Annotated in this window: 12 protein-coding genes and 2 tRNA genes; 4 read left to right on the top strand and 10 right to left on the bottom strand. The window is 45.8% G+C overall.

What is annotated here, in order from left to right:
* Nucleotides 1-75 precede the first annotated feature (75 nt).
* From V7S75_RS01390 to V7S75_RS01380, 3 genes are all read right to left on the bottom strand, one after another.
* Nucleotides 76-1323 carry a serine hydrolase domain-containing protein gene (locus V7S75_RS01390; protein WP_459510902.1) on the bottom strand — a complete coding sequence of 416 codons (1248 nt, stop codon included), beginning with the start codon at nucleotides 1321-1323 and terminating at the stop codon, nucleotides 76-78.
* A gap of 205 nt (nucleotides 1324-1528) precedes the next feature.
* A tRNA-Leu gene (locus V7S75_RS01385) sits at nucleotides 1529-1614 on the bottom strand.
* A 45-nt stretch (nucleotides 1615-1659) separates the two neighbouring features.
* A tRNA-Gly gene (locus tag V7S75_RS01380) sits at nucleotides 1660-1732 on the bottom strand.
* A gap of 99 nt (nucleotides 1733-1831) precedes the next feature.
* Here V7S75_RS01380 and V7S75_RS01375 point away from each other — a divergent pair.
* Nucleotides 1832-2302 carry an Lrp/AsnC family transcriptional regulator gene (locus V7S75_RS01375; protein WP_315574624.1) on the top strand — a complete coding sequence of 157 codons (471 nt, stop codon included), beginning with the start codon at nucleotides 1832-1834 and terminating at the stop codon, nucleotides 2300-2302.
* Between the two features lie 3 nt (nucleotides 2303-2305).
* Here V7S75_RS01375 and tgt read toward each other — a convergent pair whose 3' ends face one another.
* From tgt to V7S75_RS01340, 7 genes are all read right to left on the bottom strand, one after another.
* Nucleotides 2306-3439 carry a tRNA guanosine(34) transglycosylase Tgt gene (gene tgt, locus V7S75_RS01370; protein ID WP_459510901.1) on the bottom strand — a complete coding sequence of 378 codons (1134 nt, stop codon included), beginning with the start codon at nucleotides 3437-3439 and terminating at the stop codon, nucleotides 2306-2308.
* A 379-nt stretch (nucleotides 3440-3818) separates the two neighbouring features.
* Complete coding sequence (locus V7S75_RS01365; RefSeq protein ID WP_459510900.1) at nucleotides 3819-7427, bottom strand: PVC-type heme-binding CxxCH protein; 3609 nt, start codon at nucleotides 7425-7427, stop codon at nucleotides 3819-3821.
* A gap of 3 nt (nucleotides 7428-7430) precedes the next feature.
* Nucleotides 7431-8543, bottom strand: coding sequence for a Gfo/Idh/MocA family protein (locus tag V7S75_RS01360; protein WP_459510899.1), 1113 nt, complete (start codon nucleotides 8541-8543; stop codon nucleotides 7431-7433).
* 190 nt (nucleotides 8544-8733) lie between these two features.
* Nucleotides 8734-9564 carry a sugar phosphate isomerase/epimerase family protein gene (locus V7S75_RS01355; RefSeq protein ID WP_459510898.1) on the bottom strand — a complete coding sequence of 277 codons (831 nt, stop codon included), beginning with the start codon at nucleotides 9562-9564 and terminating at the stop codon, nucleotides 8734-8736.
* A 245-nt stretch (nucleotides 9565-9809) separates the two neighbouring features.
* Nucleotides 9810-10703 carry a DMT family transporter gene (locus V7S75_RS01350; RefSeq protein ID WP_459510897.1) on the bottom strand — a complete coding sequence of 298 codons (894 nt, stop codon included), beginning with the start codon at nucleotides 10701-10703 and terminating at the stop codon, nucleotides 9810-9812.
* 2 nt (nucleotides 10704-10705) lie between these two features.
* Nucleotides 10706-11782: an LptF/LptG family permease gene (locus V7S75_RS01345; protein ID WP_459510896.1), complete on the bottom strand. Its 1077-nt coding sequence runs from the start codon at nucleotides 11780-11782 to the stop codon at nucleotides 10706-10708.
* Nucleotides 11782-12159: a DUF983 domain-containing protein gene (locus tag V7S75_RS01340; protein ID WP_459510895.1), complete on the bottom strand. Its 378-nt coding sequence runs from the start codon at nucleotides 12157-12159 to the stop codon at nucleotides 11782-11784. Before V7S75_RS01340 ends, V7S75_RS01345 begins: the two co-directional genes overlap by 1 nt.
* Nucleotides 12160-12272: 113 nt before the next feature.
* On the opposite strand from V7S75_RS01340, the gene V7S75_RS01335 reads away from it, so the two are divergent.
* The 3 genes from V7S75_RS01335 to V7S75_RS01325 are packed head-to-tail and all read left to right on the top strand — an operon-like array spanning nucleotide 12273 to nucleotide 14106.
* On the top strand, nucleotides 12273-12710 hold the full coding sequence (locus V7S75_RS01335) for a hypothetical protein (protein WP_459510894.1): 438 nt from the start codon (nucleotides 12273-12275) through the stop codon (nucleotides 12708-12710).
* Nucleotides 12711-12715: 5 nt separating this feature from the next.
* Nucleotides 12716-13228: a D-glycero-alpha-D-manno-heptose-1,7-bisphosphate 7-phosphatase gene (locus V7S75_RS01330; protein ID WP_315574638.1), complete on the top strand. Its 513-nt coding sequence runs from the start codon at nucleotides 12716-12718 to the stop codon at nucleotides 13226-13228.
* On the top strand, nucleotides 13225-14106 hold the full coding sequence (locus tag V7S75_RS01325) for an aldo/keto reductase (protein ID WP_459510893.1): 882 nt from the start codon (nucleotides 13225-13227) through the stop codon (nucleotides 14104-14106). Before V7S75_RS01330 ends, V7S75_RS01325 begins: the two co-directional genes overlap by 4 nt.
* The last annotated feature ends 2 nt before the right edge of the window (nucleotides 14107-14108 follow it).

Raw genomic sequence — 14108 nt, 5'->3', positions numbered from 1 at the left:
ACGCTGCCGGGGTCAGCGACCCCGGCAGCGTCCGCCACCGCACGGGCCAGCAGGCGCCAAGCCTACGTGACAAGGCTACTTTTTCAGACTGCCGTAGATGATGTTTTCGATTTTATCACCATAATCCCCGTGTGAATTTGGCGTGTGCTGTGTCATAATCAGGACAACTAATTTCTCTTTGGGATCTACCCAGTAGGTGGTGCCATAATACCCACCCCAGCCATAACTGCCTTCAGAGGTTACATTCAGTTGCGCAGATTTTTTGGACGTTATGCTGAACCCTAAGCCAAAATCATCATTTCCCATGTTGATCTGCGGGCTCGTCATGAGTTCGATTGTTCTCCGACCTAAGATTTGTTTTCCATTGTAAACGCCCCCGTTCAACAACATTTGCAAGAACGTTGCGTAGTCGAAGGTTGACATGGAAAGTCCCGCACCACCCGAAAAATAGGTATGTGGATATAGGGGATAATTCGGGTCTAAATTGCGGAAATTAGGATCCCAAGGGATAATTTGTTTGTCGGCATTCTCCGTGTACACCTTGGGCATACGCGACGATTTTTCTAAAGGAACCGTAAAGTGGCTGTCCTTCATGCCGAGCGGCTCAAAAATATTTGCCTTAAAATAGTCTTCCAGCGTTTTACCTGTGATGACCTCGACTAAACAGCCCAATAAATCCGTATTCAGGCCATAAGTGAACTTTTCGCCGGGTTGGTGTGCCAACGGCAAGCGCCCTAAGGATTTCATTTTATCCAATAATACCGCGTTGAAATTTCCTAAACCCGATGGAATCCCCGCTTTCGCATAAATGGCTTGCATCTTAGGAGAACCGATTGCCGCGTAGTCGATTCCGGAACGGTGGCTCAACAAATCGCGAATGGTAATTTTGCGTTTCGCGGGCTCCGTCGTGTACGAAGAATCCGCGGGATTAAAATCTTTGAGCACTTGTTGGGTCGCGAATTCTGGGATAAAATCTCCTACGGGTTGATCTAAACGCAATTTCCCTTGCTCGAACAGTTGCATGATGGCCACACTCGTAATGGCTTTTGTCTGACTCATGACGCGGTAAATCGCCTCATTGGTCATCGGTTTTTTATTCGCCAAATCGGCATAGCCGTTCGACTTAAAATAAACGACGGAATTGTCCTTGATAACCAAGGTTGTAGAGCCCACCATCCAGTTCTTTTGGATGTATTCTTCCATCACCGTATCGATGTAGGCCAAACGTTTGTCATCCATTTGTGGATGCGATTTTTGAATAGGGGAGAGGATTTGCGCCGTAGCAGCAAAGCCCGTCAAGAGCAAAAACAGAATTTTTTTCATGGATAGGTTTTTTTGACAACGCAAACTACGGATTGTGTGGGGGAGATGCAAGGGAAATAGACATTGGACATTGGACTTTAGACATTAGACAATTTGCAATGGTTTCAAGTTTAATGAAAAAATCCAACGTCTAAAGTCCAATGTCCAACGTCTAATAACAAAAAAACCTTCCAAGTTTCCTCAGAAGGTTTTCAGTCGATTTATGTACCTGGGATGGGAATCGAACCCATACGAGCGTTTCGGCTCACAGGATTTTAAGTCCTGCGTGTCTACCAGTTCCACCACCCAGGCAGCCCTGTAAAACTTAAAAGCACCTAGAGGTGCCTTCTCGTTTTGAGCGAAAGACGGGGTTCGAACCCGCGACCTCGACCTTGGCAAGGTCGCGCTCTACCAGCTGAGCTACTTTCGCGTTTTGTGGGTACAAAAGTAGAACCTTAAAGTTATTTATGCAAGACCTAAGGCAAAATTTCCTTAAAAAATCTTTATTTTTGTTTTTTCAAATCAACAAATGAGCATCACCAAACTCGATCAGATCGATCATAAATTATTGGAAATTCTTCAGCAAAACGCGAAGATTACCAATGCCCAATTATCCAAAGAAATCGGTTTGTCGCCGGCTCCCACCTTAGAACGGGTGAAGAAATTAGAAGCTTTGGGAATCATACAAAGCTATCACGCTCAGGTAGATCGCGATAAAATCGGCTTAGGGGTTAGCACGTTTGTGACGGTAACGTTGACAGGTCACAAGAAGCAAGTAACGGAATCTTTTGTGCGTCAAATCAACCAAATTCCCGAGGTGATCGAGTGTCATCACGTGACAGGTTCAGGTGATTTTATGTTGAAAATTATCTCGAAAGATATATCTACCTACCAAAAATTGATGTTGGAAAAAATCAACGAAATCGAAGAAGTAGCTGCTACATCCACGATGGTGATTCTTTCTAGCTTCAAAGAAAGCAAGGTTTTACCTATTCCTTGATGGCTATAAGCGGTTCATGAACTGCGGAATCATCCGATTTTTCCATGCGGTAAAAGTGCCTGCTTGAATTTCCTTGCGGGCCTCGCCAACCATCCATAGGTAAAAACGTAGATTAAATACACTGGCGATCATCGGTCCCAAAAGCTCCTCACAGCGCACCAAATGGCGTAAATAGGCTTTGGTATATTGCCCATGGATATCTTCTGCAAAGTGTGGGTCGATCACCGAAAAGTCATTTTTCCACTTTTCATTTCGGATATTGATAAAGCCTTGTGTCGTGAAAATCATTCCATTTCGCGCATTTCGCGTCGGCATCACACAGTCAAACATGTCGATTCCGAGCGCAATTCCTTCCAAAATATTCGCCGGCGTTCCCACACCCATCAAATAACGAGGCTTGTCTTTGGGTAAAATATCGGTTACCTCATCGGCCATTTTATACATATCTTCCACAGGCTCACCTACAGAAAGGCCACCTATGGCATTACCAAATGCTCCTTTGGAGGCGATGTATTCCGCCGAAATTTTACGTAAATCCGAATAAACACTACCCTGAACAATGGGGAACAACGCTTGATTGTAGCCGTATTTCGGAGTCGTTTCGTCGAAGCGCTTGATGCAACGATCCAACCAGCGGTGCGTCATGTCCATCGACTTGCGCGCATATTCGTAGGTACATGGATAAGGCGTACATTCGTCAAAGGCCATCATGATATCCGCCCCAATCGTGCGCTGAATATCCATCACGCCCTCTGGACTAAAAAAGTGTGTACTGCCGTCGATATGCGACTTAAACTTGACGCCTTCTTCTTGAATTTTCCGACCGGTTCCCGCCAAAGAATAGACTTGGTAGCCACCTGAATCGGTTAGGATTGGCTTATCCCAACCGTTAAATTTATGCAATCCGCCCGCCGCTTCGATGACGTCGAGGCCGGGTCTGAGGTATAAATGGTAGGTATTTCCCAAAATGATTTGGGCATTGATGGGTTTTGATAATTCGGAAATGTGAACCGCTTTTACGGTGCCCGCGGTACCCACCGGCATGAAAATGGGTGTTTCAATCACCCCGTGATCGGTCTCTAACTTTCCTGCCCGTGCCTTGGAATTTGGGTCTAACTTTTCAATTTCGAACTTCATGCGGCAAAGGTACGAAAATAGTCACAAGTCGCTAGTCACTAGTCCGAAGGGGATTAGTCCGGAGTCCGAAGGGGATTAGTCCGGAGGGGGTTGGTCCGGAGTCCGGAGGGGAAATAGTCCGGAGTCCGAAGAATAATGTAGAGACGCGATACTTCGCGTCTAATTCTTTTTTAGTATAACCCTAGGCTTCAGCCTAGGGAATCGACGCTGAAAAAGCGTCTCAAACTTTGGCAATCCTTAAAGGTTTGCCAAAGACGCGAAGTATCGCGTCTCCACAGCCTGGGAACTAGACGCGAAGTATCGCGTCTCCACAGCCTGGGAACTAGACGCGAAGTATCGCGTCTCTACAATCCTATGTCCATGGTCCAACGTCCAACGTCTAATTTTCTACTTTCATCACCCCATTCATAATCCGCCAGTGCCCCGGGAAAGTACACAAGAACGGATAATTACCCGGTACACTAGGAGCTTTGAAGACCACTTTTACCCGACCATCCGATTCAACCAATGGTGTAAATGCCAATACTTCCGGCATCGAAGGAATGTAGTTTTTCGCTGCGCCATCTGCGGCCGTAATCATCTTATCTGCCGCCAAACCAATTTTTTCTTGGCTTCCCAAAGCTCCTAATACCCAGTTGTGCTGCATCGCATCCACATTTTCAAAAATCAATTCCACCGTCGCACCTGCCGGAACCTTGAATTCCGCCGGACTATATTTCATCGCTTCCTTGATCGTTTGAATCGTGACCTTAACCACATTGCCTTTGGCACCTGTATTCGGAATTTCAATCTTCCATGCATTCGCCAAACGCTCCCACATCTCCACATCTTGTGGACGAACCACTTTTGCTAATGCTACGAAATATGCTTTATTTTCTTCGGAAAGCTCTGCCGCCCGACGGGCATTCCAAGTGCCTGCCGCTCCTTTCAAGGCCACGCCCATCGCGTTGCTTTCCGGATTGCTGATTAAACGTAATTTGTCAACGACCTGATTTCCTGTCCATTCGGTCGCACCTGCACGGAAGATTTTTTCCACCATGTAGCTCGATAAAGTCGACGTATTATTCACCGCAATGGCTTGTCGGTACCCGTTATTTCCGCGATTCGATTCCGCGATGCTCGCCTTCGGATCCAAGGAAATTTCCATCGTATAATTGCCTGGATTTTCTGCGGTCCAACCTAAATTTCCCGTCCATGGGCCATTGTTTCCTTTAATCACGGATACCGTTTCACCAGGTGCAATGCCATCCTTGAAGGTATAGGATTCCATGTCGATCCGACTACCCATTCCCTCAATTTTGATGTTCATTGGAACCGGGATTTCCTTCGCTAGTGCTTGTATCCCGCGGTTTTTCACACGAACAACAAAGCTGGCTCCTTCACGTAATTTGAAGTTGCCTCCTTTTACTTGTACCTCTTCTACGACTAAATCGATCCCCGAAGTTGATCCGTCCACAGATGGGTTTTTCAAGTCTTTCGCTAATTTCTCAGCGACTGTTTGCGCCGATTTCGCTCCTTCCGTTCGGATGATTCCTTCGATGCGTTTTTGGTTCGCCGACATCGCCCAAGCTGTCAATGCATCCGGAATCCAACGGTCCTCGTTTTGTTGGCTTGCAGCCATTTTCTTCATCACGGCAGCATCGATCACTGGACTGCTCGGCATTTCACTTAATGCCAAAATGCTGTTCAATACCACCAACGAATCACGGTCATTCAATAAACCAAACGCTAGAATTGCTTTCGCTCCAGCTTCTGTTCGAGGCAATACTTGTACTGCTTGTTTACGAACCGCTGCGCTCGGATGACGCAAAGCTTTGGTCGTAACATCGAATGGCAATGCGCCTAATCCTTCCAACGTACGCAAAGCATGAATAGCTCCTGGTGCTAATCCGATTTCGTCCATGCGAGCGGATGAAACCAATGCGATCAATGCTGGAACTACATCTTTATTTCCGCGTTCTACCAACAAGCGTTGTGCTGTTAATCGCCAGAATAAGTTATTGTTTGACAATGCTGCCACACATCCTGCTGGCGTACTCAAATCCACAGGTGTATAGGCTGGTGCTTTGTTGTATCCTATGCGGTAAATACGACCATGTGTAAAGTCGCGCAAATCCGTATCATACGCATTACCCCCACCATTTTTAAATCCTTGTGGAACGGGATTGTGCTGAATGATGTAAGAATACCAGTCGGCCACCCAAACCGCACCATCCGGACCTACTTGTGCAAACACGGGCGATACCCATTCATCCGCTCCAGCGAGCAAATTAAAGGCCTCTTGATCGCTGAAATCAGAGCCTTTGGCAACTTGTCGGTTCTGGTGAATCACGTGTCCTGTCGGTTCCGAAACAAAGGCGATTTGATTCCAATAGCTCTTTGGAAAGGCTCTCGCTGTGTAAAAATTATGTCCTGCTGCAGCGGTAAATCCACCAAAAACGTCCACTTGGCGTACTTTTTGCGTGATTGTCCGCATGTCTTTATGCGTATCCGTATTTTTGGAACCGTTCAAGGACATCGGCGCATGCCAGATGTTGCGATGGGGAATAGGCATGTACCAACCGTGTGCGTTGTTTGCCGTAGAACCAAACACATCTCCTGCTTCATTAAAATCAAATCCCCAGGTATTGTTTGAGGTAGTCGTCATGTGCTCCATTTTCGAACCATCAGGTTTAAAACGGAAGAATGCTTGTGCAAATTGCAAGGAATCCGCCCCTACTTTTCCTTTGAAACCGGAATAACCAATACACCCCCAAATCCAGTTATCAAATCCATAATGTAAATTCGATGGTCCCGCGTGCGTATCGCCAGTGCCGAAGCCCGTGAATAAAATTTTGCGCTCATCGGCCTTGTCGTCACCATTCGTATCCTTTAAGAAAATCATGTGTGGCGCTTGTGAAATAATCATCCCGCCATTCGCAAATACCATGCCGGTTGGGATGCTTAAACCATCCGCCCATTTGGTAAATTTATCAGCCTTTCCGTCCTTATTCGTGTCCTCACAAAGCAAGATGTAGTCACTTCCGCCCGTCTCTTTGCGCTCGTTCGGGTAGTCTTTGGTAATCAACACATACAAACGTCCCTTATGATCCCAAGCCATGGCAATCGGGTGCATGACATTCGGTTCTGCGGCGAATAATTGCAAATTGAAGTCTACCGGAACTTGAATGAATTTAGCAGATTCCTCCGGACTTAAGGGCAATTGCTGCAATTGCGGCCCTTCGCGTTTCTCGTAATTCGGCAATTTTGCCTCGCGGTATTTCAAAGTAGGCAAGTTAAGTGCTGCCAAAATCGCCCGTTTTTCTGGGCCAACCGCATGCAAAATGCCTTGCGTAATTAGGTCTTGAAAACCGGTTGTATTCCAGGTTCTTTCATCGTGGCCATAAGCCGTGTAAAAGATATTACCTTTGCCATACGTGCGCGTCCAGGTATAAGGTTCCGTCTTCACGCCGGGTTTATCTTTGGCCTGTTCAGGTCCCAAAATTCGACTTTGCCAAATCTGATTATCGGGTTGCAAATAGGCGTGTAAATAGGTCTCGTCAACGGTCTTAATTTGCACGTTTGTATTGGCCTCATTTTGTACCCGAATGGAATCCATGCCATGACGCCAGAATTGCCCGCCGACCATCTTCACAAATTCCTTCGAATTCCGGAAGTTGAAGGACGCACAGTGAATTGCCACTAAGCCGTGACCCGTTGCGACATAACCCAACAAAGCCTTTTCCTGCGGGGCAGGAATGGAATCGTGATTCGCATAGATGATCAAGGCATCGAACTTATTCAAGTATTGCGGATTCAAATCCTTCAACGATTCCGTGTAGGTGATGTTCATGCCTTTGACACCGATGGCCGACTGCAATGCCGGCAAGCGATCGAAAGGTTTGTGGTGTCCTTTGTCCCCTAAAAAGAGGAGCTCTAGTCGACGCCCGGTTTGGGCATTCAAGGTAATTTGGGACAATAATAGGCAAGCAATTAGCAATAAACGCATGGCTTAAAATTTAGGTATTTCAATGATTTTACCGCCTTGTAAGGCAGATTCGTGGGCTAAAATTCCCACAGAAGTCCAGTTGGCCGACTGCGGTGCATTCGGGAATGGATCGCGGTCTGCCGCAAGTGCTTGTAGGAATTCGTTCACCAAATGTGGGTGAGAGCCACCGTGGCCGCCCCCTTGGGTGAAGGATAAGTGGGTATTTTCATCCTCGTCGTAGACGCCTTTGGTCGTAAATCGTTGGATTTCTTCGGGTAAATAATGGGCGAAATCCGGTGTAGGAACTTTCGATGGAATCTCGGGTTCCGGTTTTTTGGCGGTATGTACGACCAATTCTTCGCCTTCGATTAATGGCCATTCCACGGATTTTTTGGAACCATATACCTCGAAACTTTCGCGGTATTGGCGGGCTACATCAAACAGCGAACGATAAACCATCGCGCTTAAATCGGAATCCCGGAATTTGATATGCGCAGATTCCACGGCGAATGGGGAATTGTAATGTTGGATCAGCTCCTCGCGGATCGTACCAGAACCGAAACAAGACACATATTCTGCCTCCAAACGCAATAAACCAGCTACCGGGCCTACGCAGTGCGTCGCGTAATGCATGGGAGGTAATCCCGGCCAATAATCCGGCCAGCCGTCCATGTCTTGTTGGTGAGATGCCTTCAGGAACTGAATTTTGCCTAATTCACCTTTCTCATAAAGCTCTTTGATGTATAAAAATTCGCGGGCATACACCACGGTTTCCATCATCATGTATTTTTTCCCCATGCGCTTGCTCGCATCTACAATCGCCTTGCATTCTTCCACGGTCGTTGCCATAGGAACCGTACAAGCAACATGCTTTCCGGCATTCAGTGCCTTCAAAGTTTGCTCCGCGTGTAAGTGAATAGGCGAGTTGATGTGAACGACATCCACATTCGGGTCTTGAATTAATTTCTCAAAATCCGTGTAACGGGTCTCGATGCCGTATGCATCACCAATCGAGTTGAGTTTTTCTTCGTTTCGTTGGCAAATGGCATACATATTTGCCAAAGGATGTTTCAGATAAATAGGAATGAATTCCGCTCCAAATCCCAGGCCGACGATGGCTACGTTGTATTTTTTCATAGGTTTAGGTTATATGTAGAGACGCGATACCTCGCGTCTATTTTTTATTTGGGCGACGCGATTTCGTGCGTCTGTTTTCTGTTTTGTAGAGACGCGATACCTCGCGTCTATTTCTTTTTTTAGACGCGAAGTATCGCGTCTCTATATTTTGTCCCGATCATGGGAACAACAGACGCGAGGTATCGCGTCTCTACAATAATGACATCAAATGCTGATACGACTCGCGAATCAATTCACGCTCATTCGCAAACATTTTACGCCAAATATGGGCTGCTGGAAGTTTTATCCCGAAGGATTCTACGACGATCCAGCCCTGATAATTTAATTCATCTAAGGTAAGCAGCAGGCCGGCAATATCTACCTGCCCTTGTCCTAATATTCCACGGGTACTTTCGGAAATTTGGATGTGTGGCGTTTTGTTGGCGATCCGTTTCAGTGCTTCCGAGGTGTTTTTTTCCTCGATGTTGGCATGAAAAGTATCATACATGATGCGTACATTTGGACGGTCGATTTTTTCCACCAACGCATACAATTCATCCGCGCAGGATACCAAATAACTTTCGAATCGATTTAAATATTCGAGGCAAATGGTGATGTTTTTGCTCGCGGCGTAGTTGGCCGCCTCACGAACGCCCTCCACGGCCCAGTTGATTTCTTGTTCCGTCGCAGGCTTCCCGGTAAATACACCTAATGCTGAGTGGATGGGTCCTGAAATATAAGGAGATCCTAAATAGGCAGCGATGTCGATTGTGGCTTTGATGTATGCTAAACCTGCATTTCGAACAGCAGGATCTGGGGAAATTAAGTTCTCGCTAGGTCCTGCAATTCCGCAGGTAAAAATCTGCAAACCGAGCCGGTCGGCTTCTTTTTTCCATGCTTCCCAATGCGCTAAATCCGTATTGAAAATAGGGATTTCAACTCCTTGATAGCCGGTTTCGGCGATAAAGGCTAATTCGGATAATACGGTTTGATCCATCTCCGGCCCGAAAACGAGCAGGTTCATTGCGATGGGGTGTTTCATGTTGAATAGGTTTGCGGAGGCAAGATAAGAAAAAATTAGACTTTGGACGTTGGTCTTGGGACCTTGGGGGTCTTTTTTGTCTTGTAGAGACGCGATACTTCGCGTCTAGTCCCCAGGTTAAAACCTAGGGTTATAAATATTTGTAACCCTAGGCTTCAGCCTAGGGTTTTAGGGGGTATGTCTATTCTCCAGACTAAAGTCTGGGTTATAAAAATCCTCAGGACTCCAGACTGATCCCCTTCGGACTATTTCCCTCCGGACTTATTTTCTTTCTTCTGCAAAAACGGTTGCACCATCACTGTCAGCACTAGCAAAGCCGTGCCCCAATAAAAACCCGGAGACATCACCTCTTTTTGGCCAAAAATAAACACGGCTAAGAGTATGCCATAAACCGGTTCCAGGGTGATCACCAGATTGATCGAAAAGACCGAAAAGACCTTGTACAAATGTATCGTTTCTGTATACGCATAAACGGTACAAACGACCGCCAATATTCCAATCCACAACCAGTCCCATTCCAGGGGAATATAGCCCACGCCTCCTTCGAGCAATCCATAAGCCCAAACCAATCCGGTCATGACTCCCGCGGCGGTCATCTCGTACGCGGTAATCAATTTCGGATCATGCGTATGCGTATAGTTGCCATTGATAACGGAAAACAGCGCTCCAAAAAATCCCGCTCCGATGCCCATCAACAATCCGAGCCATTGGGCTTGTTGGACCGAAAAAATAATCCCCAATGCCACAATTACCAGCACACCCAGGAATACTTCCTCCCAAGAAATCTTTGTCTTCTTCGCTATAGGTTCCATCACCGAAGTCCAGAAGGTTTGTGTGGATAATCCTGCCAAACACATCGCGACCGTAGAGACTTTGGCAGCTCCAAAAAACAATAGCCAGTGCAAGGAAATGAATACACCATTCAAGAGCCAGACGCTTAAGACTTTTTGGCTGATGCGAAAAGAGCTTTTGGAATAATACAGAATGCCGACCAATCCCATCGCCGCAATCACGCAACGAAAAAAGACAATCGTCAGCGCATTCGCCTGCGTTGCATTGCCCAAAATGGCCGTGAACGCATACAGCACCACAATGAAATGGATTTTCAGGTAATCCAGCAAGCGTGGGGCCGACTTCATCTTTAACGCGGAATGGTGTAATATAAGCCGAGGCCTACGCCAGAAAAGACAATGTTTGGCAACCAAACGGCCAACATCGGTGGCATCCCGCCACCCTCTGCAATTCCCTTGCTCATCATGAAAAACAAGATGTACACAAAGGCCAAACTAAAGCCTAAAGCAATTTGGAACCCTACGCCTCCTCGAGCTTTTCGAGCAGAAACCAAGAAGCCGATAATCGTCAAAATAATGATCGAAAAGGGATTGGCAAAACGTAAGTATTTCTCAATCAAAAACACCTCAATTCCATCCGCCCCACGCGACCGAACCAAATCAATGTGTCGGTTTAACTCTGGCAATGTAAAGGTCTCGTGCAACAAGTGTTTATTCTGAAAATCTTTGGGCAATAGATTCAAGGTTGTATCAATCTTCGTTCCAAAAACAATCCCATTAGCGCTTCCCGTAAAGGTCCGAATCCGATAATCATGAATGGTCCATTTCTTCGCCACAGAATCCCAAGTGATGCGGTCCGACATCAATTTCTGCTTGATTTCATTGTCGGCAATCCGCTCTAAACTGAATCGATAACCCGTATTCGACGTGTTGTCATAACTCTCAATGTAGGCATACACATCCGGCGCAATCTTGATATGCACATCTCGTTTATCGAAAAAGTAGGTCCCGTTGATGTATTCATGTTCAAAGGGAACGCGGATTTTATTGGCATTGGGTACGACCCAACCGATCATCAAGAAGGTTCCTAGGGCAATGATGGAGGAGCCAATTAAATAAGGTCGCATCAAACGCGTGAAGCTAACGCCTGAACTGAGAATGGCAATGATTTCGGTTTTGGCAGCCATGTTGGCGGTAAAAAATACCGTCGCAATGAAGACCATCAAGGGGCTGATGTAATTCGCCCAATAGGGAATGAAGTTCAAATAATAGTCGAAAATGATGGCCCGCATGGGCGCTTCTTTTCGAATAAAATCATCGATTTTCTCTGTATAATCAATGACCATGACAATCAATACAATGAGAAATACCGCGAAGACATAGGTCTTCAGGAATTTTTTCAGAATGTACAGGTCAAGGATTTTCATTATTTATTCGGCCGGTATTTGACTCCGGAAAACAAATGTATGAAAATAACGCGGGAGACGCGGTAATTAAAAGGCACCAAAATCAATGAAATCGTCGTGATAGGTACGACATAGCCCATGGCATCGGGATCATTGAAAAAGTTGAAAATAATGATTCCCCCCACAAGCATAATCCCAACGGTAAAGGCATAAGAAACATACATGGCCCCATAAAAAAAGCCAGGTTCTACTTCATATCGCATGCCACATGCTGAACAATGTTCTTCCATCTGAGCGAAATTGAAGACATTCCACCACTTAAATTTGAATAATCGACCCTCGTGACATTGTGGACAACGAGCGTTTATGGTGGCTTTCAATTTGGATGAATCTGACATTTTTGTGCGTATTTAAAGCCCCAAAGGTAAAGAAAATTGGAGGATTATTCGTAACAAAGGTCACGTTCCAAGGGCTTTTTGTATCTTTGCGCCAAACTAAAACTTATCATCACATGTATTCAATTGTTTCAACCGTTCACATCGTACTCTGTGTACTCGTGTTCATTTTAGGTATTAATGTGATTGCCCGCGCGCTTCGTGGACGTTCAAACAACGCTTTGTTTACCGAATCAGATCGCAAAGCAGGTTTGTTCTTTATGATTTCCTTGCACACGCAATTACTGATTGGATTAGCGCTTTACTTCTTTTTAAGCCCGATTACGGCGGCTGCCTTTACCGATTTCGGTGCAGCAATGAAGGATCCAGCAACGCGTTTAATCGCTGTTGAGCATATTTCCGTGAACATTATTGCTGTTGTTTTGGCAACCGTGAATAATGCGAAAAACAAGAAAGCGATCGCTGATGCTGCGAAGCACAAAAACGCGTTGATTTTCACCTTGGCTGCGCTCGTTTTAATCTTGAGCCGCATCCCTTGGAAGCTTTTATTTTAATTTGAATGAAGAATAAGTGCATTTTCTTGGATCGCGACGGCGTTCTAAATGTTGACCGCGTGGATTATGTGTACCGCATGGAGGAATTCATCATTCCGCCGGGTGTGGGAGAGGCCTTGCGCGCTTTGAAGGATGCTGGATATTTGTTGGTGATTATCACCAACCAAAGTGGTATCGCCAAAGGTGTTTACAAACGCGAAGATGTCTATATGATTCATCAAGCGATTCAAGATGGAACTGGCGTGGAATTAGATGATATCTATTTCTGTCCTTACCACGAAAAATTTGATAGTCATTCTTTGACCCGCAAACCGGGATCCTTGATGATTGAAAAAGCAGCAGCCAAATACGAAGTAGATATGGATGCTTCCTGGATGGTGGGGGATCACGAGCGGGATATTACCGCCGGAACGCGTGCCGGATTACGGACGATTCGTTTGGCTCCGCAAGGAACGGAAACGAAAGCCACCCATTTAGTTGATGATTTATTAGCAGCTTCAAAAATTATATTAGCATGAACAAGGTCTATTTAAGTGATGCAGGTCCCAAAGTTTCTCCTGCTATTTACGGATTCTGGCGCTGGGAAGCGGGGAAGGGCGACATGGAGAAAATTGTCAACCTTTGCTTGGAATTAGGCGTGAATACCTTTGACCACGCAGATCGCTATGGAAATTATACCTGTGAAAAACGCTTCGGTGAAGTACTTTCCAAACAATCTTTCAAGCGTTCCGATATCGTTCTTTTCTCCAAATGTGGTGTGAACACGCCGCCCTTATATCGCGTTAACCACGTAAATACGTCAGCGGAACACATTACGCTTTCTGTAGAAAACTCCCTGCGTAATCTGCAAACGGATTATTTGGATGTGTTTTTGTTAGACCAATTGGATCCGCTTTCGGATTTGGAATCGACAGCTTTGGCTTTGGAAAAATTGAAGTCTTCCGGCAAAGTGAAGAACATCGGGGTTTCGAATTTTTCTGTATACCAACATCAGTTGTTGGTTTCTTATTTAAACATTCCAGTTGTTTCGAATCACATCGACTTGAACTTGTTGAACACCGCGGCATTGGATAACGGTGCCATTGATTACATCAAGCAAAAATACATGCGCCCCTTGGCGACATCCCCTTTAGCGGGTGGTCGCATCGAACACGGGACGGACGAACTAGCCCTGAAGGTGCGTAAAAAATTAATGGAAGTTGCGGCTCGTTACGATGCAAACATCGAATCGATTGCCGTAGCTTGGTTGGTGAAATTAGGTGCTTTGCCTTTAATTGGAACCCTCGAAGAGAATCGCATTCGCAACATTGTGAATTCGTTCCAAATCAGTTTAAGTCACGAAGATTGGTATGAATTGTACCACGCGACGAAACCCATTTCGTCGATACAAGACTAATC

The organism is Aquirufa sp. TARAVU-A1A (genome assembly GCF_054558675.1).
The sequence above is the reverse complement of the archived record's forward strand: the minus strand, read 5'-3'. Positions and strand labels throughout refer to the sequence as shown.

Excerpts from the sequence above, each read along its gene's own strand:
- tgt (WP_459510901.1), bottom strand. The coding sequence starts at position 3,439 with ATGAAGTTCGAAATTGAAAAGTTAGACCCAAATTCCAAGGCACGGGCA.
- V7S75_RS01325 (WP_459510893.1), top strand. The coding sequence starts at position 13,225 with ATGAACAAGGTCTATTTAAGTGATGCAGGTCCCAAAGTTTCTCCTGCT.
- V7S75_RS01340 (WP_459510895.1), bottom strand. The coding sequence starts at position 12,159 with ATGTCAGATTCATCCAAATTGAAAGCCACCATAAACGCTCGTTGTCCA.
- V7S75_RS01335 (WP_459510894.1), top strand. The coding sequence starts at position 12,273 with ATGTATTCAATTGTTTCAACCGTTCACATCGTACTCTGTGTACTCGTG.
- V7S75_RS01365 (WP_459510900.1), bottom strand. The coding sequence starts at position 7,427 with ATGCGTTTATTGCTAATTGCTTGCCTATTATTGTCCCAAATTACCTTG.
- V7S75_RS01345 (WP_459510896.1), bottom strand. The coding sequence starts at position 11,782 with ATGAAAATCCTTGACCTGTACATTCTGAAAAAATTCCTGAAGACCTAT.
- V7S75_RS01375 (WP_315574624.1), top strand. The coding sequence starts at position 1,832 with ATGAGCATCACCAAACTCGATCAGATCGATCATAAATTATTGGAAATT.
- V7S75_RS01360 (WP_459510899.1), bottom strand. The coding sequence starts at position 8,543 with ATGAAAAAATACAACGTAGCCATCGTCGGCCTGGGATTTGGAGCGGAA.
- V7S75_RS01390 (WP_459510902.1), bottom strand. The coding sequence starts at position 1,323 with ATGAAAAAAATTCTGTTTTTGCTCTTGACGGGCTTTGCTGCTACGGCG.
- V7S75_RS01330 (WP_315574638.1), top strand. The coding sequence starts at position 12,716 with ATGAAGAATAAGTGCATTTTCTTGGATCGCGACGGCGTTCTAAATGTT.
- V7S75_RS01355 (WP_459510898.1), bottom strand. The coding sequence starts at position 9,564 with ATGAAACACCCCATCGCAATGAACCTGCTCGTTTTCGGGCCGGAGATG.
- V7S75_RS01350 (WP_459510897.1), bottom strand. The coding sequence starts at position 10,703 with ATGAAGTCGGCCCCACGCTTGCTGGATTACCTGAAAATCCATTTCATT.